The organism is uncultured Thomasclavelia sp. (genome assembly GCF_944324745.1).
Lineage (GTDB): Bacteria > Bacillota_I > Bacilli_A > Erysipelotrichales > Coprobacillaceae > Thomasclavelia.
The window spans coordinates 19,860-44,439 of the sequence record NZ_CALUXO010000048.1 but is presented as its reverse complement, the minus strand read 5'-3'; the positions used below and the strand labels follow the sequence as shown (position 1 = coordinate 44,439).

The window sequence follows — 24,580 nt, the reverse complement described above, 5'->3', positions numbered from 1 at the left end:
ATATACCTGGTACAAATACCAGATTACAGATTAATATCGAAGCCCAAAATAGTATCTATAACGAATATGAAATCGTAACTAGAGGGGTAGCCTATACCAGTCAACAGATATCACAACAGTTTAAAACTGTAATCAGGGCCAACAAGTATCAAAAGATGCAAAAAGTATATTCAATCTGACTGCTGCCACAGGCACCGCTAAAAGATGATGGAACAATAAGGAGCTATAAATTACAGGAGAAAGTAGCGTCAGGAAAACTACTAAATAATCAAGAAGCTTATGATAAAATCAAGATCGTAACAATCTATACTAGTAATAAACATGTAATAAGCAAAAAATATGAAGAAAATGATGCGTTATTAAGGCCAGTAATGTTACTGTTTGGAATGAATGGAGCAAGTGCTAGGGAGATAAGGAAGATTCTGGAAAATGAATATAAATTTAAAATGAGTGCAGAATTAAAGGAAGGAGTTGAAAATATGTGTAATTTAGCCCAGGGGTTAATAATCGAAAATCGCATGGCTGGACGAATCGAAGAGAAATATGACATACTGATAAATCTATTGGAGCAGACTGATATATCATTAGATAAGATAATGAGGTTAGTAGGGCTGGTAAAAAGTGAGGAAATTGCAGAAATGACAAAACGGCTGATAGAAGATTTAAGATCAAAAGAAGGATATATCAATGGAAAACCCACTACGATAACAATTGAAAGAATAATTAATGAAAAAGGAAATTAGTTATTAAAACTAGTTTCCTTTAATTTTATAATATTAATGATTTTGTTGTTTTCTTCTAACTAATTCGATAATTAGACCAATCACTAAAAATGAAATAACCGTATATAATCCTAAATTAGATTCATCGCCAGTTTTTACCTCTGAATTTGTTGGCTGTTTTTCTTGGTTTGAAACAGTTTGATCAGGTGTATTTGGCCTTTGATCTGGTGTTTTTGTTTCTGTTTGACTACTATCTGGCTTAGTTACAGTTACCTTGCAAGTCGCTTGGATTTGACCATCACTTACTGTAATTGTAGCATCTCCAGGATTGATAGCCGTAATAACGTTATTATCAACGGTGATAACATTAGTATTATCGCTTGAGTATGTTAATGTTTTATAACCATCATAAGTGATATTTAATGTCTGGGTTTCACCTGGTTTAAGATTTATTTCGGTTTTATCTAGTGTTAGGGAATGCTGATATGTTTCGCCAGCAACTTCTACGACATTAACATCACCAGATACTTCATTAGCGATAAGTAACATTGGTTTATTAGTTGGACTATCTTTAGCACTGATAGTACATAATCCTTCTGGTGATACAGAACCACTAATATCATCACTGAAATCTCTTAAATTAAGATAATCAACATAAGTAGGATTAGCAGGATCACTGACATCATACATCATAACCCCACCGATTCTTTCTAAACCAATAAATGCCATTGCTTTACCGTCAATGATCATTGTTTTAACGTCTTCAGGTTCAGGACCTTTTTTACCACTACGATCTTTAAATGAAATATCATCATTTGAACAGTTAAAATATTCAGGTAACAATTTGGCAGTAATTTCTTCAAATTCACCGTGACTATCGCTTACCACTTTCATAGTTGTAGCATCAATGATAGAAAAAGAGCGACCACCGAATAAATATTTTTTAGATAAGTTATCAAAACCATCGTAATCATCAGTATTTAAAGTTACGATCTTACTTTCTGATTCGCCATATTTTTCTTCAACTTCATTAATATAATCGCCCCATTCACGACTATCACCTTCATTGGCTGTTAATAAATATGTTTTACCGTCAACTTCATATGAAGCAATACCATCTGGCATATAAATACCTAAAAACTCATCAGTATTTGTAATATTGATAGCATCGTCTTTTTTATAAAGATCGATCTTGTTTTCACCACTACTATAATCTTTAAAACCTAAAGAATCTACTCTAGTTACTTGTTTAGTCGTTAGATCAACTGTTGCAATTGAATTAGCTTCTTGTAAAGTAACATAAGCAGTTAGACTATCGTTAGAAACTGTAATGTATTCTGGTTCAAAATCGACAGATGGAGCCGTATCTTTTTTAATAATGACATTATTGGTTACTAAATCGGCGCGATTTTCGACGCTATCAAAAGCGGTAAAATCAATATCATAACTTTGATTAGTGTTGGTATCTAAGGCAGTTATTGATCCTTTAGGATCGATAGCTCCATTATCATATCCTAGACGAGGTTCTCCTTCATTAGCAGTTAAAATTAAAGAACCATCAGGAGAGTATGTAATCATATCAGGTTGTACTCCAGCTTTGTGGATACTAATTAATTGACCATCAGCATCAAATCTGGCAATATAACCATTTTTATCATATTCTTCATGTTGAATGGCAATTGCAATTTCTTTACCATCAGGACTAACATCAACGCTAGTGATATCTTCAGCATCAGTTATTCCAATAGATTCAAGGGTGATTGTTTTTGTGGCATCTAAATTAATGTTACTATCAGAGCTAACATTACTTAAATTGACAATATGAACAGATTGGGTTTTACCAGAAACTAAATACATAGTTTGATTATATTTATTATATTTGACAATTTCGGCAACACCACCATCACCATCAGCACCAGCATTTGTATTATAGTTGGCGATTTCATGCATAGTGTTATTAAAACTAGTACGATCATTTTGAGCGTTTAATGTCGTCATTGCAGTTGATGTCAGCATTGAAAGTGTCAAAAGTCCGGTAAGTATTTTTGTTTTTTTCATATCTTTCTCCTTTTTATTTTGTGTTTTTATTATATAAATTGTTTTATTTATAACTATCTAGCCCATGTAATTGAATTGTAAATTTTGTGTAAAATTATTTGTATATTTAACGACTTTGCGAAATCTTTAGAAAAACTATAGATAGTTTGATAGTAATAGTTTATTGGATTTATACAATAGTACCCAGGAGGAATTCATGATGATAAATAAATTGAAATTAGAGATAAGTTGTGTTCATTGTTTGGAATCTGGTGAAAAAGAAATCTATCCAATTATTAATGGTCAAAAAGATTTAAAAGCTAAAAAAGAAATTATGGATGAAGATTTGTTTTATTATTATTGTTTGCATTGTGGTCATTATCAAAGAATTTTATATGAGTGTGTTTATTATGATCCAGTCTTAAAATATGCTTTAATCTTAAGTTCAAATGGACCAAAATTGTTGAAAAAGGTTGGTCTAGATTTGAAGGATTATGAAATTCGTTTTGTTAGTGATGTAAGAGAATTAAAAGAAAAGATTATAATAAAAGAAAATGGTTTGGATGATCGAATTATTGAAATTATGAAACATGATCTAAGAACGACTTTAACTAGTAAAGCTAGTTATGATTTAGTTTTAGATGATAACCAGGGTTTACGTTTTTATTTAATTTATCCAGATAATGAAATAATTAAAGAATTTCCATTTTTATTAGATGAATATCAAAACTATCAAAAACTATATGCTAATTATTTAGATGAGTATAATTTAGTTGATAAAACTTTTGCAGCTAAAGCAGTTGTAACTAGAAACAAAATGAGCGAATATCATTAATAGTCTATTGATAAAATATCATCATTTTAATAAATTATTATTTGTGGATTTTTTTGGAAAATGGGTTGACTAAAAGATGATATCAAGCTATCATATTGAGTAACATAACTTAAATACTTTGATAGGAACTAGTAGATAAATAAATCATGCCTAGAGAGATTCTGGCTGGTGTAAAGAATCGTTGGTTGTTTATTGAACTCATCCTTGAGTGGAGCGCTGAAATTAGTAGGTGGCTACGGAGTGCAACCGTTATCTAGCAAGAGTATGAACTATAATAGTATAGCGTACTTAGTGAGGTTAATATCGTGAGATATTAATAAATTGAGGTGGAACCACGGGGTTAGTATACTCTCGTCCTCAAAATGACTATGTCATTTTGAGTGCGAGAGTTTTTTTATAAGTATTTAAAAATATATAGGAGGAAAAAGGGAAATGATGAATTATCAAAAGTATAAGAGATTTGAACCAATTAAGTTTAAAGAACGTACATGGCCTGATAAAGTAATTGAAAAAGCGCCAACGTGGGTTTCTGTCGATTTACGTGATGGTAATCAAGCTTTGATTACACCAATGAAAATCGAAGAGAAAGTGGAAATGTTTCAACTCTTAGTAGATATGGGATTTAAAGAAATCGAAGTTGGTTTTCCATCTTCTAGTCAAATAGAATATGATTTTTTGAGAATATTGATTGAAGAAAATTTGATACCAGATGATGTTACTGTTCAAGTATTGACACAGGCAAGAGAACATCTAATTAGAAGAACTTTTGAATCATTGAAAGGTTTGAAAAAAGCAATCGTTCATGTTTATAACTCAACTTCAACATTACAAAGAGATGTTGTCTTTAATAAAAATAAAGAAGAAATTAAACAGATTGCCGTTGATGGAGTAAGATTAGTTAAAGAATTAAGCAAAGAATTTGATGGTGAAGTAATTCTTGAATATTCACCAGAAAGTTTTACCGGAACTGAACTAGATTATGCTCTAGAAGTTTGTGAAGCAGTAATGGATGAATGGGGAGCTTCAAAAGATAAAAAAGTTATTATCAATTTACCATCTACTGTTGAAATGACAACACCAAATGTATATGCCGATCAAATTGAATGGATGTCAACTCATTTTAGAGATCGTGAAAGAGTTATTTTGTCATTGCATACTCATAATGATCGTGGTGAAGGAGTGGCTGCAACTGAATTAGGTATCATGGCTGGAGCTGATCGTGTTGAAGGAACATTATTTGGAAATGGTGAAAGAACTGGAAATTTAGATATTGTTGTAGTAGCATTAAATATGTTCACTCAAGGAATTGATCCAAAACTTGATTTGAGCAATATTAATAATATAAAATATGTCTATGAAAAAGTTACGAAAATGGAAATACCACCTCGTCAACCATATGCTGGACAATTAGTTTTCACTGCTTTTTCTGGTAGTCATCAAGATGCTATTAATAAAGGTATGCATGCTTTACAAGAAAGAAACAGTGATATTTGGGAAGTTCCATATTTACCAATTGATCCAAGTGATATTGGACGTCAATATGAACCAATTGTTCGAATCAACTCTCAATCTGGTAAAGGTGGCGTAGCTTATGTCATGGAAAGTATGTATGGATTCCATTTGCCTAAAGGACTTCAAGTTGATTTTTCAAAGATTATTCAAGATATCAGTGAAGAAGAAGGAGAAGTTTCTCCAGAGCGAGTTTATGATACATTTATTGAACAATATGTTGATCTTGAAGAACCTTATCGTTTCATAAGTCAAAAATTAATTGATATTAGTGGTGATGACAGCGAATATGAACGTCGCGCTGAAATCACTGTTGCAGTAAATGGTGAAATTAAAGAATTGACTGGTTTAGGAAACGGACCAATTGATGCAGTAAAAAATGCGTTAAATTCACTTCCTGGTCTTTATTCACATTTGTTAGACTATAGTGAACATGCTTTAAGTTCAGGATCAAGTTCTAAAGCAGCAGCTTATGTATATTTAAGAGCCAAAGGTAGTGCTAAACAAGAATATGGTGTTGGAATTCATCCAAATATTACTACAGCAACGATTAAAGCGATTATTTCTGCAATGAATCGTTTATATCGGGCGCTAAAATAAGCGAAAGGAGCAAATTATGAACACTTTAGTATTATCATTATTAGTGGAAAATAATCCTGGAGTGCTAAGTCGGGTTGCTGGTTTATTCAGCCGTCGTGGTTATAGTATTGATAGTCTTAGTGTTGGTGGGACAAATCAGCCAAACATTTCAAGAATGACTATTGTTGTTCATGGGGATGATTTAATCCTTAGTCAAATTGAAAAACAACTTAGTAAACTAGTTGAAGTAATTGATATATCTCCGTTAAAACCAGAAGAATCGGTTTATCGGGAATTAGTTTTAATTAAAGTTGAAGCTAATGAGCAACAACGTTCTTCAGTAGTTTCAATTGCGGATATTTTTAGAGCACGGATTATTGATGTAGCACCGGCTTCATTAGTAATCGAGGCAACAGGAAATCAATCGAAGATTAATGGACTGCTTGCCATGTTAGAAGGGTTCAATATCGTTGAGATCGTTAGAACTGGATTATCTGGAATCAAACGTGGTCTTGGCGAAATTGATATAAATAGTCATAAATAAAGAAGATAGGGGGATAAGAAAAATGGCTAAAATTTTTTATGAATCTGATTGTGATTTATCTTTATTAGATGGAAAAACAGTTGCAATTATTGGTTATGGTTCTCAAGGACATGCTCATGCATTGAACTTAAAAGAATCAGGTGTTAACGTAATTATCGGATTATATGAAGGTTCAAAATCTTGGAAAAAAGCTGAAGATCAAGGATTTGAAGTTTATACTTCAGCTGAAGCTGCTAAAAAAGCAGATATCATCATGATTTTGATCAATGATGAATTACAAGCAAAATTATACAAAGAATCAATCGAACCAAATCTTGAAGAAGGAAACATGTTAATGTTTGCCCATGGTTTCAACATTCATTTTGGACAAATCGTACCACCTAAAAATGTTGACGTAACTATGATTGCTCCAAAAGCGCCTGGACATACAGTTCGTAGTGAATATCAAGCTGGTAAAGGAACTCCATGTTTAATAGCTGTTGAACAAGATGCTACTGGTAGAGCTCAAGATATCGCTTTAGCTTATGGTTTAGCTATTGGTGGTGCTCGTGCAGGTATCCTTGAAACTACTTTTAGAACTGAAACTGAAACTGACTTGTTTGGTGAACAAGCTGTATTATGCGGTGGTGTTTGTGCTTTAATGCAAGCTGGTTTTGAAACATTGGTAGAAGCTGGATATGATCCAAGAAATGCATATTTTGAATGTATCCATGAAATGAAATTAATCGTTGATTTAATTTATCAATCAGGATTCTCAGGAATGAGATATTCAATCTCTAATACTGCTGAATATGGTGATTATATTACTGGACCAAAAATCATCACTGAAGATACTAAAAAAGCAATGAAACAAATCTTAAAAGATATTCAAGATGGAACATTTGCTAAAGACTTCTTATTAGATATGTCAGATGCTGGTGGACAAGCTCATTTCAAAGCAATGAGAAAATTAGCTAAAGAACATCAATCTGAAAAAGTTGGAGAAGAAATCAGAAAATTATATTCTTGGTCTGATGAAGACAAATTAATCAATAACTAATATATTTTAAAACAACACACTTTTGTGTGTTGTAATTAAGGAGTTGTTTTGACTCCTTAATTACAACTTACAAAGGAATAAAAGGGGGATATAAAATAATGGCAATGACAATGACACAAAAAATCTTGGCTGATCATGCTGGTTTGGAATCAGTCGTGGCCGGTCAATTGATAGAAGCAAAATTGGATGTGGTAATGGCTAATGATATTACTGGTCCAATGGCTTTACCAATTTTTCGACAAATGGCTGATAAAGTCTTTGATAAAGATAAAGTCGTCTTAGTACCAGATCACTTTACTCCTAATAAAGATATTAAATCAGCTGAAAATTCAAAAGCGATTTTGGATTTTTCTAATGAACAAGAACTAACATATCATATGGAACAAGGTAAATGTGGTGTTGAACATGCGATTTTACCAGAAATGGGAATTGTAGTTGCAGGTGAATGTATCATCGGTGCTGATTCACATACATGTTCTTATGGGGCTTTAGGAGCTTTTTCAACTGGAGTTGGAACAACAGATATTGCTACTGGTATGGCAACTGGTGAATTATGGTTTAAAGTACCAGAAGCAATTAAATTTGTTTTAACTGGAAAACCAACTAAATATGTTAGTGGAAAAGATGTCATTTTACATATAATTAATGAAATTGGTGTTGATGGTGCTTTGTATAAATCAATGGAATTTGTTGGTGATGGAATCCAATATCTAACAATGGATGATCGTTTTACTATTTGTAATATGGCAATTGAAGCTGGGGCTAAAAATGGTATTTTCCCAGTTGATGATCAAACAATTGCTTATATGGAAGAACATTCTAAAAAAGAATATAAAATTTATGAAGCAGATGAAGATGCAGAATATGAAAGAGTAATTGAAATTGATTTAAGCAAAGTAAGACCAACTGTTGCATTCCCACATTTACCTGGAAATGGACATACAATTGATGAAATTGAAGCCATGGAACCAATTTATATTGATCAAGTAGTAATTGGTTCATGTACTAATGGCCGTATTAGTGACTTAAGAAAAGCTGCTGCAATCTTAAAAGGAAAGAAAGTAGCTCGTAATGTTAGAGTAATGGTAGTTCCAGCTACTCAAAAAATCTTCTTACAATGTATTGTTGAAGGTTTAGCTGAAATCTTTGTTGAAGCTGGATGTGCTTTCAATACTCCAAGCTGTGGCCCATGTATGGGAGGTCATATGGGAGTTATGGCTAAAGGTGAAAAATGTGTTTCAACTACTAACCGTAACTTTGTTGGAAGAATGGGAGATACTGAAGCATTGATTTATTTAGCTTCTCCAGAAGTAGCGGCTGCTAGTGCTATTGCCGGATATATTGCAAATCCAGAAAAGGTAGGTGTGGAGTAATGAAAATATACAAATATGGTGATAACGTTGATACTGATGTAATTATTCCTGCGCGTTATCTAAATTCATTTGATGCTAATGAACTAGCAACTCATGCAATGGTGGATATTGATCCTGATTTTGCTAAAACAGTAGAAAAGGGCGATATTATTGTTGCTGGTCAGAACTTTGGTTGTGGTTCTTCAAGAGAACATGCACCACTTTGTTTAAAAACAGCTGGAATCGAATGTATCATCGCTAAAAGTTTTGCGAGAATTTTCTATCGTAATTCTATTAATATTGGTTTACCAATTATGGAATGTCCTGAGGCTGTTGATGGAATTAATCAAGGTGATGAAGTGAAAATCGATTATGATACTGGAGTTATTACTAATGTAACCACTGGTAAGTCTTTCCAGAGTCAACCTTTCCCTGAATTTATTCAAAAAATGATTGCCGCTAATGGACTAGTCAACTATGTAAATGCAAAAAGAGGTAAATAAATGGAAAAGAATATTGCAGTAATTAAAGGTGATGGGATCGGACCGGAGATTGTAAATGAAGCATTAAAGGTTCTTGATGCCATTGCTGAAAAATATAATCATAAATTTAATTATACTGAAATTTTGATGGGTGGAGCTTCAATTGATGTCCATGGAGTGCCGCTTACAGATGAAGCTTTACAGATTGCTAAAGATAGTGACTCAGTATTACTGGGTTCTATCGGAGGTGATACCAACACTTCACCATGGTATAAACTAGAGCCAAATTTACGTCCAGAAGCTGGACTATTAAAGATTCGTAAAGAATTAGGATTGTTTGCTAATTTAAGACCAGCTATTTTATACGATGAACTTAAAGGAGCATGTCCGTTAAAAGAAGAGTTAACGGAAGGTGGCTTTGATATGATGATTATGCGTGAATTAACAGGTGGTTTATATTTTGGTAAGCGCTCAACTGAAGAAGAAAATGGGGAACTGGTAGCTCGTGATTCAATGAGCTATAGTGAAACAGAAATTAAACGAATTGCTAAAAGAGCATTCGATATTGCTATGAAAAGAAATAAAAAAGTAACTAGCGTTGATAAAGCAAATGTTTTGGATACTTCAAGATTATGGCGTAAAATAGTAAATGAAGTTGCTAAAGAGTATCCAGAAGTTACTTTGGAACATATGTTAGTTGATAACTGTGCGATGCAGTTAGTCAAAGATCCGAAACAATTTGATGTTATCTTAACAGAAAATATGTTTGGTGATATTTTAAGTGATGAAGCTAGTATGGTAACTGGTTCAATTGGAATGTTATCAAGCGCTTCTTTAAGAGAAGATAAATTTGGTATGTATGAACCAAGTCATGGTAGTGCACCAGATATTGCCGGACAAAATGTTGCTAATCCAATTGCTACAATTTTATCAGCTGCAATGATGCTTCGTTATTCATTTGATTTGGATCAAGAAGCTGATGTGATTGAAGCAGCAATTGAAAAAGTCTTGCAACAAGGTTATCGGACGACTGATATTATGTCTGAAGGAAAAACTTTAGTTGGTACTAAAGAAATGGGCGATTTGATCGTAGCGAATATGTAAAGGGGGATTTTAAGTGCGAAGTGATAATGTAAAAAGTGGGACTGAACGAGCACCACATCGTTCACTATTTAATGCGTTAGGTTATACTGATGAAGAGTTAGAACGTCCGTTAATCGGAGTTGTTAATTCATATAATGAAATTGTGCCTGGACACATGAATCTAGATAAAATTGCAGAAGCGGTAAAAAAAGGAATTTATTTAGCTGGTGGGGTTCCAGTTGAAGTTCCTGCTATTGCTGTCTGTGATGGAATTGCCATGAATCATACCGGGATGAAATATTCACTGGTTACTAGAGAATTGATTGCTGATAGTACTGAAGCTTTAGCGACTGCACATCAATTTGATGGTTTAGTTATGATTCCTAACTGTGATAAAAACGTACCAGGATTATTAATGGCAGCAGCTAGATTAAATATCCCAACTGTCTTTGTTTCAGGTGGCCCAATGTTAGCAGGGCGCCGTGTTGATGGAAAACAAACATGTCTTTCATCTTTGTTTGAGGCAGTTGGTCAGTTTAATGCCGGAAAAATTACTAAAGAAAAATTACATGAAATTGAACAAAAAGCATGCCCAACTTGTGGATCATGTTCTGGAATGTATACAGCTAATTCAATGAACTGTTTAACAGAAGTTTTAGGTATGGGATTAAGAGGAAATGGAACAATTCCAGCCGTATTCTCTGAAAGAATTCGTTTAGCTAAACATGCCGGAATGCAAGTCATGGAATGTATTAAAAAAGATATTAAACCACGTGATATTATGACTAAAGAAGCATTTTATAATGCTTTGACAATCGATATGGCTTTAGGATGTTCAACTAACTCAATGTTACATTTACCAGCGATTGCTCATGAAGCTGGAGTTGAATTAAATCTAGAAATAGCTAATGAAATCAGCAAGAAAACACCAAACTTATGTCATTTAGCTCCTGCTGGAGATACTTTCATGGAAGATTTAAATGATGCTGGTGGTGTCTATGCTGTTATGAATGAAATTAATAAATTAGGATTATTACACACTGATATTATGACAGTAACTGGAAAAACAGTAGGTGAAAACATTGAAGGTTGTGTTAATTTAAATCCTGAAATTATCCGTCCAGTCGACAACCCATATTCACCATATGGTGGAATTGCAGTTTTAAAAGGAAATATTGCGCCAAACGGTGCTGTTGTTAAACAATCAGCAGTAGCTGAAGAAATGATGGTTCATAGTGGACCAGCTCGTGTATTCGACAGTGAAGATGAAGCAATCGCGGCTATTCGTGGTGGAAAGATCGTTAAAGGTGATGTAGTTGTTATTCGCTATGAAGGACCTAAAGGTGGTCCAGGAATGCGTGAAATGTTATCACCAACTAGTGAGATTGCTGGAATGGGCTTAGATAAAGACGTAGCTTTGATCACTGATGGTCGTTTCTCTGGGGCTACTCGTGGAGCTTCAATTGGGCATGTGTCACCAGAAGCAGCTGCTGGAGGACCAATTGCTTTAATTGAAGAAGGCGATATTATTGATATTAATATCTTAGAACATTCAATTAATGTTCAAGTCAGTGATGAAGAATTAGCTGCTCGTAAAGCTAAATGGCAGCCACGGCAACCAAAAATTACTAAAGGATATTTAGTAAGATATGCTGCAATGGTAACATCTGCCGATCGAGGTGCAATTTTAGAAGCTAAAATGGAAAAATAATGTAAAGGAGGACGGGATATGAAATTAACGGGTTCGCAAGTTGTTGTTGAATGTTTGATCGAACAGGGTGTGGATACTGTCTTCGGTTATCCAGGCGGAACAATTTTAAACGTATATGATGCTTTATATGAGTACAAAGATAAAATTAATCATATTCTAACTTCACATGAACAAGGCGCAGCTCATGCGGCTGATGGATATGCGCGTTCTACTGGTAAAGTTGGAGTATGTATGGCTACTTCAGGACCAGGAGCTACTAATCTAGTCACTGGTATTGCTACAGCTTATATGGATTCTTCACCAGTTGTGGCAATTACTGCTAACGTTGGAGTTTCATTATTAGGACGTGACAGTTTCCAGGAAATCGATATTACTGGTGTGACAATGCCAATTACTAAACATAATTTTATTGTAAAAAATATCAAAGATCTAGCTCCAACAATTCGTAAGGCTTTCCAAATTGCTAAAGAGGGAAGACCGGGTCCAGTGTTAGTCGATATTACCAAAGATGTTACGGCAGCTACAATTGATTTTGAACCAGAAGTACCTGAAGTAATCGAACCACGTAAATATACTTATGGTAACCAAGAAATCAATCAGGCTATCAAAATGATTGAAGAAAGCGAAAAACCATATATCTTCGTTGGTGGTGGCGCTATTATTAGTGGTGCCAGTGCTGAAATAAAAGAATTTGCTGAAAAAATCGATGCCCCTGTTACAGATACTTTAATGGGTAAAGGTGCTTTTGATGGTACAAGACCTCGTTATACTGGAATGTTAGGAATGCATGGTACTAAAACATCTAACTTTGGGGTAAGCCGTTGTGATTTATTGGTTGTTATTGGTGCTCGTTTCTCTGATCGGGTAACTGGAGATACTGGAACTTTTGCCAAAAATGCTAAAATTATTCATATTGATATCGATGCAGCGGAAATCAATAAAAATATAGTTGTTGATTTGGGTATTGTTGGAGATGCTAAAAGTGTCTTACAAGAATTGAATGCTAAACTTTCAAGACAAAACCATCCACATTGGTTAAAAGAAATTCGTGATTTAAAAGAACAATATCCATTAACTTATGATCATGAAGGATTAACAGGTCCTTACATCATTGAACAAATTGATTATCTAACTAATAGTGAAGCAATTATGTGTACAGATGTTGGGCAGCATCAAATGTGGACAGCTCAATATTATAAATTTAAACGTCCACGTCAATTAATTACATCAGGTGGTGCTGGTACTATGGGATTTGGTCTTGGCGCTGCAATGGGAGCTAAATTAGGGAATCCAACTAAAACAGTTTTCAATATTGCTGGTGATGGCTGCTTTAGAATGAATATGAATGAATTAGCTACACTAAGCCGTTATAATATACCAGTAATTCAAGTTATTATGAATAATCACGTTTTGGGAATGGTTCGTCAATGGCAAACACTATTCTATGGAAAACGTTATTCTAATACGATCTTAACTGATAAAGTTGATTTTTGTAAAGTATCTGAAGGACTTGGCTGTAAAGCGATTAAAGTTAGTACTAAAGATGAATTAGTACCAGCTTTAAAAGAAGCAATGGAATATAATGGACCAGTGGTAATTGAATGTATTATTGATCAAGATGATAAAGTATTCCCAATGGTTGCTCCAGGTGGTGCAATTGCTAAAGCTTTTGATGCTTCAGATTTAAAAAATAAATAACAAGATAAAAGCATTCTAGAAAATCTAGAATGCTTTTTTGACTTTAAAATACAAATAATTCACTTTTAATACAATTGGATTGAATTATATTTCACTTTCAAAGCTATTATTATAATATAATGATATTTGTCAGATAATTTTGACTTTCCCAAATATCTTTAACACACCTAAAAACAATAATGCTCTAAAAAAAGAAACCAAAATGGAGAAGATAGGAAATGAAAATAGCAATTTTAGATGATGAGATTTATTATTGCAACAAGATTCACGAGTTAATATTAGAAAGGAATTATTTAGAAAAGTGTAAAATAGACAAATATACAAAAGCCAAAGATTTTATTAATAGCAGCAAAGATTACGATATTATACTTTTAGATATTGATATGCCAGAAATTGATGGAATTGCTCTGGCTAAGCAACTACGTTATGAAAATATTATTATCATATTCATAACTGGAATTCCTGATAGAATGGCTGAAGCATTTGGGATCAATGTTGCTGGATACATATTCAAAAATCAATTAGAAACAGAAATTGGTCGCGTGTTAAATGAAACATTTAAATTAGTTAATCAAAACCGTAAAATTACTATAAGCAATAAAAAAGAAATATATCGTTTTAATCCAATGAATATTTTATATATCGAATATGTTCAAAAGCATGTATTTGTTCATTTAACACATGAATATGAAGATATCGGTTACATTCCTTTTAAAGAAATACTGCCACTTTTACCGAGTCAGTTTATTCAAGTGAATAAGAATCAAATTATCAATATCGACAATGTCAAAAAGATGAAAGGAAATATTATAACTTTAAATCATACAAATGTAGAAATTGAAGTTAGTCGGCGAAAGAAGGAAAGTATTTTTGAATTGATTATGAAAGTGATGGAACGAATATGATTAATTTTTTTATTGAATATATTTACTCATTAATGTATGTTGTAGGCCTAACATTTATTATCTCTTTAGTAATTCCTAAAGTAAGAAAACAAAAAACATTTAAACTAATTATTGCAATTCTTATTTATGCGATTGTTGTAAATATTGTCACCTATTCAACTGCAGATTTTGCCAGCTGGTTTATTATTGGAAATCTATTATGCATGATTACTGATTTTATCTATTGTGGCTTTATTACTAAGCAATATAAGTTTAGTAATTTACTGATAACTATTCTATATTATAATGTTTTTGTAATTAGTTGTGGAATCATTATATCTTTAGGAATGACATATTTATCATCAGATTATTCAAAGGTTTTAACTGGTAATGGAAGATGGGCAGTTATTATAGTAATAAATATGCTAGCTCTATTTATCAGTTACAGGATATTAAGTAAGAAAGAGTATATTTTTGATGGATTACCTACAATTAACATTGCGTTCTATACTATTATTAATATTATAGAATTATTTATTGTATTATTACTGAATACAATATTATCTAAAACAAACGATATAGATATCACAGTTTCAATTATTCTTATGGCAATATTATTAGTTTTAGTTGATTATTTTATTTTAAGTTCTTCAGAAAATTTTATTGAAAATGGAAAACTAGAGTTATTGGAAAATTCTTATTGTATGACCAAGCAATATCTAAATGATTTAAAACATGAACAATTGGAGTTAAGTAAGTTTAAACATGATTTTATCAATCATCTTGATGTCTTAAATGGGTTAGTTAATAATGATTCAAAAGAGGCCAAACAATATTTAGTTAAATTAAATCATAATTTAAATGAGATAAAGCAGATTGTTTTTAGTGGAAATAATGTTATTGATGCCATTGTCAATTCTAAAATAAGTTTGAATCCGGATATTAATTTTGAAACAAGTTTAATCGTCAAAGCTAACTTAAAAATACCGGAGGATAAACTGAGTAGTTTATTGTTTAATTTAATTGATAATGCCGTTGAAGCGGCAAGACAAACTGATAATAAAAATATTACAATTAAAATAGTTAGTAAAGAAGACATGCTGTTAATTGAAGTGAGTAATCCAGTTGTTCAAGAACCTAATTTTATTACGACTAAAGGTAAAGGTCATGGTAATGGTATGATGATCATTAAAGAAATTATCGCTTCATTAGGTGGAATGATTGATTATAAATATACTAATAATCGAGTCTTTTTTAGAATTATTATTAGTGAATAAAGATAAAAATTAACCGTTGGATCCAAATTTTCGACCGTTCGATCCACAAGTATTAAAATATGTCAAAAATTGTAATATAATCAAGGCAGGTGAAATCATGGAGAAGGTAAGTGAAAAGATAACAGCATATCTGCTTGAGGGCAAATCAGTAACCGATGATGAATTTGATGAGATAAGATTTGGGGTAGAGTTGGTTTTAACACAGAGTATATTAATTTTTATCATTTTCGCTATCGGATTACTATTGGGGCAGTTATTGGAAACTATTATTTTTGTCGTAGTAATGGTTTCGTTAAGAACATTAGTGGATGGTTATCATGCAGATAGTTTTCAAAAGTGTATGTTTATAACGACAACGGTTTATGTAATATGTATGCTGATATATCATTATTTAAATGGATATATCTTGACGTTAATGTTATTGTTTAGTGCTAAGGCATTTTGGTTTCAAGAATCCAGTTTGCTTGAAAAAAACATTTTACGTAGCCAAGTGTTATTTGTCATTTATCTACTCTTGATAGTTATGTTCTATCAAATACCAATGATTTCATATGTAATCGGATTTACAGTCTTTATGACTGCAATAAGTATGGAGGTGAAAAGGTATAATGACAAAAGAAAAAGTCTGCAAAATGGTGAAAAAAATTGCCAAAAAGTATGAAAACAATTATTCACCAGGTGGAGCTTACAAACCAAGAAGAAAAACTAAATAATTTATAATTCTAATTTGAAGTAGTTATTTAGAATATTTGAAATTTAGAAAATATAATATCGGGTTAATTTTAACAAAAGGCACAGGGATGTGTCTTTTTGTTTGTTTAAAAAGAAAGTGGAGAATGTTATAATATTTGTGTTTTAATATTAAGGAAAGGAATGAAGTACTAATGATTAAGGAAATAGTGACGGATAGTTTTTTATTAAGTCAAAAAGCTAAGCCAGCAACTGAAAATGATATTGAGGTAGTAGAAGATTTGTTGGATACGATCAAAGCCCATCAAGAGAATTGTGTAGGAATGGCCGCTAATATGATTGGTGTTAATAAAAGTATTATTGTAATCAAAGATGGAAAAGATTATACTGTGATGATCAATCCAGAAATAATGAAATTTTCTGGTCAAAAATATCAAACTGAAGAAGCTTGTTTGTCATTACCTCAAAGAAAACCAACAAGCCGTTATGAAAAGGTAAAAGTTAGTTATTTAGATGAAAAATTTAAAAAGAAGATTAAAACTTACACAGGATTTACAGCTCAAATCATTCAACATGAAATTGATCATTGTCAGGGCATTTTAATTTAGTAAACTATGTCAAAAATTTTAATTGTTGAAGACGATAATGATATTAATGCAAGATATTCTAAAAATAGTTTTAATAATAAAAAATGCCAGAAACACTGTTTCTGGCATTAAAATTATAAGAATTATAAATCAAGACTATCGATAATTTCTTTTAGGGCTTTAGCACTAGCTTGTAATTTTTGATTTTCTTCTTCATTTAGATGAATATCAACAACTTTTTCAACCCCGTCTTGGCCAACAACAGTTGGAATACTTAAACATAAACCATCTAAACCAAATTCACCTTGCATTAAACTAGATACTGGTAAAACCGCATGTTCATCTTTTACGATGGCTTCAACAATTCGTTTAACAGCTACAGCCACACCATAGTAAGTAGCTCCTTTACGTTCGATGATTTCATAAGCGCTGTCACGAACTTCTTGAGCTAAACGTTCCATTGCTTCTTCATGCTGGAAATGCCCTCTTAATTCACAGAAGTGATTAATATGAATACCACCAACACTAGCACCTGACCAAACAACTAGTTCACTATCTCCATGTTCTCCAATAATATAAGCATGAATATTACGTGGATCTACTTGTAAGTGACGACCTAAAACATATTTTAATCTTGCAGTATCCAAAACAGTTCCAGAACCAATTACTCGATTAGCAGGTAGTCCTGATAATCTTAAAGTAACTTCAGTTAAAATATCAACTGGATTAGAAACAACTAAAATGATCCCTTCGCAATTTCTACTAGTAATTTCAGGAATAATACTTTTAAAAATATTAACATTCTTTTTAACTAAGTCTAATCTTGTTTCATTAGGTTTTTGATTAGCTCCAGCCGTAATAACAATAATTCCCGCATCTACGATATCATCATAAGTACCAGCATAGATCTTCATTGGTGTTGAGTAAGCACTACCATGACTTAAATCCATTGCTTCTCCTTCAGCTCGATCTTGATTTGCATCTATTAAAACCATTTCTGAAAATAAATTTGTTTGAATTAAACTAAAAGCTGATGTTGATCCAACAAAACCACATCCAATAACAGCGATTTTTTGCATGTTTGCCATAATAATTTCCTCCTCTTGTTACTTTCAGTATACCGGTTTTTTTTATAAATACAAATTTAATGCCCTATTTTTTTGATTAATAAAATTTAGTTGATTAATTCAAGTTATTTAAATAAAAAATTTAATTTTAATCTAAATATGGAATTTAATGCGTGGATTATTTTATATTGATTAATTTGAAGTTATAATAAGTTTATAAAAAACGGCGAAATAATGATCAAAATATTGTTATAAGTAAAAAAATCTATTTTAATGGAGAAAGATATGAAACAATTATTAGAGATATTTACAGATTCACTGGAAGATAATATTTATGCCAGTATGGCATTTAATCCTTTGAAAGTTACATTTTTAGTTGACGAAGATGATGATTTGATTCAAAAAGCAAAATATACAGCAGCGTTTCTTGAAAATAAATGTCAAGGAATAAATGTAGAAATAGTAAAACTTGATTTTTCATCAGTTTTTATCATTGATGAAAAGTTGCATCAAGTAATTAAAGATGTTGATTGTATTGATATTACTGGTGGTGAAGACCGAATTAAAGTTCCTTTGCTTAAATACGCAATTGAAAATCAAATCCAATGTAGCTATTTGGATATTGAAAATGAAAATATAATTCTTTTAAATAATGATAGCCAAAATACCTATCAGACAATTAGTTTTGTTAAACTGGATATTGAACAAATATTATATCTGGCTGGAGCAACATCTTTTGTCGGTAATCAAGATGTTCATAAAATTGTTAATAATAGTTTTATTGATCAAGTTGTGGCTTTGGCATTAAAAGATGTCAATCGCTGGAAACGATTTAGTCGTTTTATTTCATATATTAATGCAAAATATTCGAATTACTATGGGAATATTGATGCTCCTAGAAATATCAAATTAGACGGTAGAAAAATCAAAGCAGATATTTCGATGTTTAATACTTTAGCTAAAATTGGGGCTTTAATTAATTTAGAGATTTATGATGAGCGCATCTGTTTTAATTATTATGATGAAACAATTGAAAATTTAATTAATCAACAAGGTAGTTTTTTAGAGGTTTATACTTATTTGCAGATATATAATTCTAAGCAATTTGATGAAATAAAAATCAATACAATTATCGATTGGGATAAAGACGATGAAAATAAGATTATTAATGAAGTTGATGTTATTGCTAGAATTGGTAGAAAACTATATTTTATTTCTTGTAAGACCAGTGAATTAAAAACAGAATATTTAAATGAAATATATGTAATTACTAAAAGATTTGGCTTAAAAGAATCTTTTCCAGTAATTGTTACGACAACTGATATTGATGAAAGAACTAGTCTGATATATGAACGAGCTAGAAAGCTAGATTGTATCATTATTGATAAAGATGATATCAAAAAAGGAAATCTAGTATCAAAATTATTATCAGTTTATTAAAAGAGGAAAATTATGGATGAAGAAAGTATTGCTATTTTATTAAATCAAGCTGATGGTTTTTATCAAGAGGGTAAATATTATTTAGCGTTACCAATCTATCAGGAGTGTTTTGATGCTCAAAGCGAGCTATTAGGATTAGATGATAAAAAGACGCTTAAAACATTAAATCAATTAGAAAACTGTTATGATTTGATTGATGATTTTAAATATGATTATCAAATATATTTAGAATGTTATCAAGTATTTAATGATCTACTTGGAACCAATCATTTAGAGACTTTAAATAGTTTATTTAACTTTGCTTTGATGTATAGTGAGACTTCAGTAAAAGAAGGATCATTAAATGAACTATATCAAAAAGCATTAAATTATCAAGATGATTATTTTGATAAAATCCGAGAGGATATTTTAAATAAACCCGATTCTTTTAGAATAAATAAATTAATTAAAATTGACATGCTAAGTTATGATTTAAAAAATCAAATTTTAGGTTCTTCAAATATCCAAACTATCACTGCTTTAAAAATACTAGCTAAAGATTATTATATGATTGAAAAATATGAACGATCTTTAAAACTATATCAGCAATGTTATCAAATTATAAAAGCTAAATATGGATGTGAAGATTTAAAAACGTTAGAGATTATGTCAAATTTAGCTGCCTGCTATCGAAAACTGTACCGATATCAAGAAGCATTAACATTAGATGATCAGTGTTATCAATTATATTTAAAGTTATTAACTGAAAACCATCAAGATACTTTAAATAGTTTAAATAATCTGGCATTAGATTATCAAGGATTAGAAAGTTATTATCTGGCTTTAAATCTGCATAAAAAGTGTTATTTATTAAGATTTAAGCTGTTAGGTAAAAATCATCCGGATACTCTTGCAAGCATTAAAAATCAGGCTGATGTTTATCGTTTATTACATAAATATCATCAGGCATTAGAGTTGGATTATCAATATTATCAGGAAATGCTGGAAGTGTATGATGAGTATAATCGAATATTCATCGACGTTTTAGAAAATCTAAAAATTGACTATATTAATTTAAATATGATTGATAAAGCTAATAAAATATCACAAAAAATCAAGCATTTAATGCCAACTGAAAGTTATGCTACTATCAAAATTGATACTAAGCGGTTACGTTTGCTTAATCAAAGTGATAAATTAAACCAATTATTATTAAGTAAAGATCTAAACAGCTATAACTACTGTTTAAGTCAAAATGATGATGTAGTAGCTACAGAGTTTTTGTTTAATTTAGCTTTTGATTATTATTGCTTAAAACAATATCAAACAGCTTTGTTATTGTATCGAAGATGTTACCGAATTTATAAAAATAACTATGGTGATAGTTATCCGATTACTAAAGATTGTTTAAAAGGGATGATGGATAGTTATCAAAAATTAAGTGCTGGAAAAAGATATGCATGACATGTTTGTTTAAGAAATTTTAGATATGAAATAGTAATTAAAATGCAAAAAAGGATATTACAAGTTTGGTTAAGCAAGTTGCTATAAAAAAGTAGTATCCTTTTTATATAATTATAGTGTTTGAGAATACAGCAAATTCAAACCAGATAAATTTATATTTAATAGATAAAGTTACATATAATGTGTTGCTTAGTAAAAGATATTTAATAGTGTTACATTATTTGAATATCAATTATTTATGTGAATCGATAAACTTTTGAATATAGTTAAATGAGTATTCAAAGTCATAATAGCTATCTTCTAAATCAATTAATTCAATTAATGAACAAAACTCTCGCCTTAAGATTGGTTCCAAAATGGCAATATTGACTGATGTATCATTATTATCACCACCAAGAGTAATAAGAGCTTCAGTTTCATCATTTAATACTAAACTAAATTTATTGGGAATATTAAATTTAGCTTCATTAATTAAATAAAATCGATAACTATCATAATTTCTAGCCAAATTTAAAGTTCTTGATAATAGTAAAATAACATCATTTTTAGAAAACGGGTGATAAAACTGATTTGGTATCTCACTAACACGGCCAGTATCATAAAATGATTGCAAACCTGATTTGGTAAAGTAAAAACTAAATTTGCTTCCATTTTTTATGTGTTGCAATTCTTGATTTTTATATTGAATTAGAAAATCAATAATTTGTTTGCCATATTCTTTAGGACCTTGATATCTTTTGTGGATCAAATCAATATCTAAACATGGAACAATACATGGTTCATATGAAAATGAACGAACATAATTAATATTTTTTGATTCTGAATTATAGTATTTAATTATTTCTGTAGCAGAATTGATATTTTGACAAAATAGCATGGACTTGTCATAAGTTTCTTTGAATTGTTTCAAAATATAATTATTTCCTTCATTCTCTATTAAGATTCCAGAAGATAAATCGGAATTAATAAGTAATGAGCAACTAGGACTACTAATACAGTATGGATAAGAAAAATTGGTCTCTTGAATTAGTGATAAATTTTCATACTGATATCGAATTTGCGTATTATCTAAGAAAATTAGTGGTAAAAGATTTTCGAATTTTTTTATATTATCTATCTGAGCTTTTTCAACTGTAATGATATTAGTAAGCAGATTTAAATACAATGGACTGCTAGAATTTAAATTATCACTAATTAAATCAATAATATCTGTATTATCAGGTAAATACGCATATATGTTGTTGTCGTTACCATTTTTTGCTTGATCAATTACATATCTCACTAAAATTAGTAATGATTGATGAGTGGTAGCAAAATGGTTTATATTGTTGAATTGATATGATATATCAAAATCATAATCATCAATCTTTTTGGGATAGCTAATGTTTTCAATAATCTTTTTGATTAGTTTTAATTGCTCATATTTTTCATAACCAACTTTTTCAATTTTATAGGCATCATATAGCATATTACGTTCTTCTTCAGGCAGTGTTAGTTTATCAGCAATTAGTTCGATATTATCGTAGCTTGAAGGTAATCTGGCACCTGATATATATTTTTGAATTACTGTTCGATCGATACCGGTTTCTTGGGCTAGTTTTTTGTTATTGTAAGTATGATTTTTGATTAAATAATCTAATAGTACAGGAAATCTTACTTTATTCATATGTATCCTCACATTCTCAAAGAATCTAGTTATAATTATAACATTATTTGAATTAAATGTTTTATTTTTCAATTATATAAAGGTAATTATGTTTCATATTTCTCTTTTATTTTTAATTACTTAATAATAAAAGAAAGAATTAAAATTGGTTTTGGTTAATTTGATAGTTGATTTAATTAGAGTTATTTATATTGAAATTACTATATTAAAGATAAAGCCTAGCTGGTGATTTATTATTAGCTAGGTTTTAAAATAGATATTTTATAGTAGATGGTTTATTTTATTTATGCTTGTTTGCTGATCAAAACAATAATCATTTGTTATAAATAAATTGTTGAGTAAAAGAAAATCTTGACATAATGTGTTTTCTAAGACATTAATTACAATATTATCTTTGATAATAATTAATGATTTTTGACTACTAAAAATCGTTAAATTATCGGGAAAAAGAAATTTTTGATTATTGATCATATGGATAGCTACATTATCGCTTTCTTCAAGTTCTTTTATTAAAGTTGGATTTATGGCCTCGTTGTTGAATTTAAAATAAATAGTAAAATTGCTTTTTAAATTTTGAATAGAATTAAAATAGTTTAAAAACTTACCACTGTAGATATAATGATCAGGTGATTTTGAATTAATAAAGTCATTAAATATTCTATTTATATCTATTTCTTGTTTATTACCCTTGGTAATCAGTTTTTTGGCAGATATTCTTTTTTTATTATATTCATCATGTAAAAATTTTTGATTATCATCGATTAAAATTCCTAGAGTATAATCGCTATTGATTAAAATTATTTTTTTGTCACTGGCAATCATATAAGGAAATATACTGTAGTAATTAAAGTTAGTTTCGTTTCCATGGACATATCTAATGGATATATTATTATCTAATAATGATAATTTTAATAACTTTTCAAATTGTACTAAATTAAATAATGATGCTTGATTATTAAGACTTTTGAGATTTACTAATATATCCAAAGATAATTCAGGATTATTTTTGGCGTACATGTAGATAATATCAAAAAGATTATTATTGCAATTTAATAATATTTTAAGTTTTTTAGTAGTTACTATAGTTTCTTCTAAGATATAATGCACCATCAGTTTTAATTCTTCGGGATTTTTGGCAAAATTATTGATTTTTTTAAAGTTATAGGAAATATTATATTGAATCATTTCACTATCCATATTATTTAAAGATTCAATAATTCTTTTTAGTATATTGATTTTTTTGAATTTTGGATAGCCGATTTTTTCTATGATATATGTATTTTTTAATTCGTTTTTTTCATAAGCAGTAAGTGGAAAAAAACTGATGATTTTTTCTATATTATTGTAATTTGTTGGTAAAAGATTACCTGACATATATTTTTGAATGGTAGAACGTGGGATATTGGTTAGTTTTGATAAATATACAACAGTATATTGGTTATTATTAATATATTTTTTTAAAAGACTTGCAAATTTTTTATTATTCACTACACTTCACCCCATATAATATAAGTTTAATTATACATAAGTAAATGTAAAAAATTTTATAGATGTAATAATTTGTTGAGTTAATGTTATTTTTTGCAAATTGTAGATAGATTAATTGTAAATTATTTACATGCTGTAAAACGATAAAATATTATTAATATAAAATTCTTGTTAGAATTAGGGAGAATATTAAGTTAATTACACGAAAGTAGTCAAATAACCAGATTAGGTGTATAATAATGTCTATATTAGGAGGTTTTAATATGAGTGTAGCGACAGGAGATAGTGCTAATATCATGCCTTATGTAATCGTAATGATTATTGCGGTTGTAGTTATTGTTGGCTTTGTTATTTATAAAAAGAAAATCAAAAAATAAATTTCATAATCTGAAAATCACCTTTTATCCAGGTGATTTTTCTTTACATCAAAAAGCATTGATGTATAAT

21 protein-coding genes and 1 other annotated feature are annotated in these 24,580 nt (G+C 30.2%); of the genes, 17 read left to right on the top strand and 4 right to left on the bottom strand.

All coding sequences use genetic code 11. The features are described 5' to 3' along the window. The first annotated feature begins 371 nt into the window (after positions 1 to 371). Positions 372 to 743, top strand: a complete 372-nt coding sequence (locus Q0K54_RS05855) for a hypothetical protein (protein ID WP_294579003.1) — start codon at positions 372 to 374, stop codon at positions 741 to 743. A 33-nt stretch (positions 744 to 776) separates the two neighbouring features. On the opposite strand, the gene Q0K54_RS05850 is transcribed toward Q0K54_RS05855, so the two are convergent. Then, positions 777 to 2,780 carry a choice-of-anchor I family protein gene (locus Q0K54_RS05850; RefSeq protein ID WP_294579001.1) on the bottom strand — a complete coding sequence of 668 codons (2,004 nt, stop codon included), beginning with the start codon at positions 2,778 to 2,780 and terminating at the stop codon, positions 777 to 779. Between the two features lie 199 nt (positions 2,781 to 2,979). Here Q0K54_RS05850 and Q0K54_RS05845 point away from each other — a divergent pair, with 199 nt between their 5' ends. The 13 genes from Q0K54_RS05845 (at position 2,980) to Q0K54_RS05785 (ending at position 17,050) form a co-directional block, all read left to right on the top strand. Then, positions 2,980 to 3,594, top strand: a complete 615-nt coding sequence (locus Q0K54_RS05845; protein WP_294578998.1) for a CpXC domain-containing protein — start codon at positions 2,980 to 2,982, stop codon at positions 3,592 to 3,594. Positions 3,595 to 3,703: 109 nt separating this feature from the next. Further along, positions 3,704 to 3,956: a binding site (T-box leader), on the top strand. Positions 3,957 to 4,026: 70 nt separating this feature from the next. Then, on the top strand, positions 4,027 to 5,703 hold the full coding sequence (leuA, locus tag Q0K54_RS05840; RefSeq protein ID WP_294578995.1) for a 2-isopropylmalate synthase: 1,677 nt from the start codon (positions 4,027 to 4,029) through the stop codon (positions 5,701 to 5,703). A gap of 16 nt (positions 5,704 to 5,719) precedes the next feature. Beyond that, complete coding sequence (ilvN, locus tag Q0K54_RS05835) at positions 5,720 to 6,226, top strand: acetolactate synthase small subunit (protein WP_294578992.1); 507 nt, start codon at positions 5,720 to 5,722, stop codon at positions 6,224 to 6,226. Positions 6,227 to 6,248: 22 nt separating this feature from the next. Next, on the top strand, positions 6,249 to 7,265 hold the full coding sequence (gene ilvC / locus Q0K54_RS05830) for a ketol-acid reductoisomerase (RefSeq protein ID WP_294578989.1): 1,017 nt from the start codon (positions 6,249 to 6,251) through the stop codon (positions 7,263 to 7,265). A gap of 98 nt (positions 7,266 to 7,363) precedes the next feature. Continuing rightward, on the top strand, positions 7,364 to 8,638 hold the full coding sequence (leuC, locus tag Q0K54_RS05825) for a 3-isopropylmalate dehydratase large subunit (protein ID WP_294578986.1): 1,275 nt from the start codon (positions 7,364 to 7,366) through the stop codon (positions 8,636 to 8,638). Next, a complete protein-coding gene (gene leuD / locus Q0K54_RS05820) occupies positions 8,638 to 9,120 on the top strand; it encodes a 3-isopropylmalate dehydratase small subunit (protein ID WP_294578983.1) in 483 nt (160 codons plus the stop codon). Before leuC ends, leuD begins: the two co-directional genes overlap by 1 nt. Then, positions 9,121 to 10,203 carry a 3-isopropylmalate dehydrogenase gene (leuB, locus tag Q0K54_RS05815; RefSeq protein ID WP_294578980.1) on the top strand — a complete coding sequence of 361 codons (1,083 nt, stop codon included), beginning with the start codon at positions 9,121 to 9,123 and terminating at the stop codon, positions 10,201 to 10,203. It begins immediately after the preceding gene. 13 nt (positions 10,204 to 10,216) lie between these two features. Continuing rightward, positions 10,217 to 11,893, top strand: coding sequence for a dihydroxy-acid dehydratase (gene ilvD, locus Q0K54_RS05810; protein ID WP_294578978.1), 1,677 nt, complete (start codon positions 10,217 to 10,219; stop codon positions 11,891 to 11,893). 18 nt (positions 11,894 to 11,911) lie between these two features. Further along, positions 11,912 to 13,591 carry a biosynthetic-type acetolactate synthase large subunit gene (gene ilvB, locus Q0K54_RS05805; protein WP_294578975.1) on the top strand — a complete coding sequence of 560 codons (1,680 nt, stop codon included), beginning with the start codon at positions 11,912 to 11,914 and terminating at the stop codon, positions 13,589 to 13,591. Between the two features lie 218 nt (positions 13,592 to 13,809). Then, a complete protein-coding gene (locus tag Q0K54_RS05800; protein ID WP_294578973.1) occupies positions 13,810 to 14,496 on the top strand; it encodes a LytTR family DNA-binding domain-containing protein in 687 nt (228 codons plus the stop codon). After that, complete coding sequence (locus tag Q0K54_RS05795) at positions 14,493 to 15,752, top strand: GHKL domain-containing protein (RefSeq protein WP_294578971.1); 1,260 nt, start codon at positions 14,493 to 14,495, stop codon at positions 15,750 to 15,752. Before Q0K54_RS05800 ends, Q0K54_RS05795 begins: the two co-directional genes overlap by 4 nt. 97 nt (positions 15,753 to 15,849) lie before the next feature. Beyond that, on the top strand, positions 15,850 to 16,413 hold the full coding sequence (locus Q0K54_RS05790) for an accessory gene regulator B family protein (RefSeq protein ID WP_294578968.1): 564 nt from the start codon (positions 15,850 to 15,852) through the stop codon (positions 16,411 to 16,413). 223 nt (positions 16,414 to 16,636) lie between these two features. Next, positions 16,637 to 17,050 carry a peptide deformylase gene (locus Q0K54_RS05785; protein WP_294578965.1) on the top strand — a complete coding sequence of 138 codons (414 nt, stop codon included), beginning with the start codon at positions 16,637 to 16,639 and terminating at the stop codon, positions 17,048 to 17,050. Between the two features lie 122 nt (positions 17,051 to 17,172). Here the strand turns inward: Q0K54_RS05785 and Q0K54_RS05780 are convergent, their stop codons facing one another. Then, a complete protein-coding gene (locus tag Q0K54_RS05780; RefSeq protein WP_294578962.1) occupies positions 17,173 to 18,117 on the bottom strand; it encodes an L-lactate dehydrogenase in 945 nt (314 codons plus the stop codon). Between the two features lie 264 nt (positions 18,118 to 18,381). Here Q0K54_RS05780 and Q0K54_RS05775 point away from each other — a divergent pair, with 264 nt between their 5' ends. Next, positions 18,382 to 19,536, top strand: coding sequence for a Card1-like endonuclease domain-containing protein (locus Q0K54_RS05775; protein ID WP_294578959.1), 1,155 nt, complete (start codon positions 18,382 to 18,384; stop codon positions 19,534 to 19,536). A gap of 12 nt (positions 19,537 to 19,548) precedes the next feature. Further along, positions 19,549 to 20,979: a tetratricopeptide repeat protein gene (locus tag Q0K54_RS05770; RefSeq protein WP_294578956.1), complete on the top strand. Its 1,431-nt coding sequence runs from the start codon at positions 19,549 to 19,551 to the stop codon at positions 20,977 to 20,979. Positions 20,980 to 21,211: 232 nt separating this feature from the next. Here Q0K54_RS05770 and Q0K54_RS05765 read toward each other — a convergent pair whose 3' ends face one another. After that, positions 21,212 to 22,645: a helix-turn-helix transcriptional regulator gene (locus Q0K54_RS05765; RefSeq protein ID WP_294578953.1), complete on the bottom strand. Its 1,434-nt coding sequence runs from the start codon at positions 22,643 to 22,645 to the stop codon at positions 21,212 to 21,214. Positions 22,646 to 22,906: 261 nt separating this feature from the next. Then, complete coding sequence (locus tag Q0K54_RS05760) at positions 22,907 to 24,133, bottom strand: hypothetical protein (protein ID WP_294578952.1); 1,227 nt, start codon at positions 24,131 to 24,133, stop codon at positions 22,907 to 22,909. A gap of 263 nt (positions 24,134 to 24,396) precedes the next feature. Between Q0K54_RS05760 and Q0K54_RS05755 the strand changes: the two genes are divergently transcribed. Continuing rightward, the gene (locus Q0K54_RS05755) at positions 24,397 to 24,510 is read left to right on the top strand and encodes an LPXTG cell wall anchor domain-containing protein (protein ID WP_294578949.1); all 114 of its coding nucleotides are present in this window, start codon (positions 24,397 to 24,399) and stop codon (positions 24,508 to 24,510) included. Positions 24,511 to 24,580 lie beyond the last annotated feature (70 nt).

What these genes read in the sequence shown, in the direction of transcription:
- Q0K54_RS05855 (WP_294579003.1), top strand. Translation starts at nt 372, where the DNA reads ATGTTACTGTTTGGAATGAATGGAGCAAGTGCTAGGGAGATAAGGAAG.
- Q0K54_RS05850 (WP_294579001.1), bottom strand. Translation starts at nt 2,780, where the DNA reads ATGAAAAAAACAAAAATACTTACCGGACTTTTGACACTTTCAATGCTG.
- Q0K54_RS05845 (WP_294578998.1), top strand. Translation starts at nt 2,980, where the DNA reads ATGATAAATAAATTGAAATTAGAGATAAGTTGTGTTCATTGTTTGGAA.
- leuA (WP_294578995.1), top strand. Translation starts at nt 4,027, where the DNA reads ATGATGAATTATCAAAAGTATAAGAGATTTGAACCAATTAAGTTTAAA.
- ilvN (WP_294578992.1), top strand. Translation starts at nt 5,720, where the DNA reads ATGAACACTTTAGTATTATCATTATTAGTGGAAAATAATCCTGGAGTG.
- ilvC (WP_294578989.1), top strand. Translation starts at nt 6,249, where the DNA reads ATGGCTAAAATTTTTTATGAATCTGATTGTGATTTATCTTTATTAGAT.
- leuC (WP_294578986.1), top strand. Translation starts at nt 7,364, where the DNA reads ATGGCAATGACAATGACACAAAAAATCTTGGCTGATCATGCTGGTTTG.
- leuD (WP_294578983.1), top strand. Translation starts at nt 8,638, where the DNA reads ATGAAAATATACAAATATGGTGATAACGTTGATACTGATGTAATTATT.
- leuB (WP_294578980.1), top strand. Translation starts at nt 9,121, where the DNA reads ATGGAAAAGAATATTGCAGTAATTAAAGGTGATGGGATCGGACCGGAG.
- ilvB (WP_294578975.1), top strand. Translation starts at nt 11,912, where the DNA reads ATGAAATTAACGGGTTCGCAAGTTGTTGTTGAATGTTTGATCGAACAG.
- Q0K54_RS05800 (WP_294578973.1), top strand. Translation starts at nt 13,810, where the DNA reads ATGAAAATAGCAATTTTAGATGATGAGATTTATTATTGCAACAAGATT.
- Q0K54_RS05795 (WP_294578971.1), top strand. Translation starts at nt 14,493, where the DNA reads ATGATTAATTTTTTTATTGAATATATTTACTCATTAATGTATGTTGTA.
- Q0K54_RS05790 (WP_294578968.1), top strand. Translation starts at nt 15,850, where the DNA reads ATGGAGAAGGTAAGTGAAAAGATAACAGCATATCTGCTTGAGGGCAAA.
- Q0K54_RS05785 (WP_294578965.1), top strand. Translation starts at nt 16,637, where the DNA reads ATGATTAAGGAAATAGTGACGGATAGTTTTTTATTAAGTCAAAAAGCT.
- Q0K54_RS05780 (WP_294578962.1), bottom strand. Translation starts at nt 18,117, where the DNA reads ATGGCAAACATGCAAAAAATCGCTGTTATTGGATGTGGTTTTGTTGGA.
- Q0K54_RS05775 (WP_294578959.1), top strand. Translation starts at nt 18,382, where the DNA reads ATGAAACAATTATTAGAGATATTTACAGATTCACTGGAAGATAATATT.
- Q0K54_RS05770 (WP_294578956.1), top strand. Translation starts at nt 19,549, where the DNA reads ATGGATGAAGAAAGTATTGCTATTTTATTAAATCAAGCTGATGGTTTT.
- Q0K54_RS05765 (WP_294578953.1), bottom strand. Translation starts at nt 22,645, where the DNA reads ATGAATAAAGTAAGATTTCCTGTACTATTAGATTATTTAATCAAAAAT.
- Q0K54_RS05755 (WP_294578949.1), top strand. Translation starts at nt 24,397, where the DNA reads ATGAGTGTAGCGACAGGAGATAGTGCTAATATCATGCCTTATGTAATC.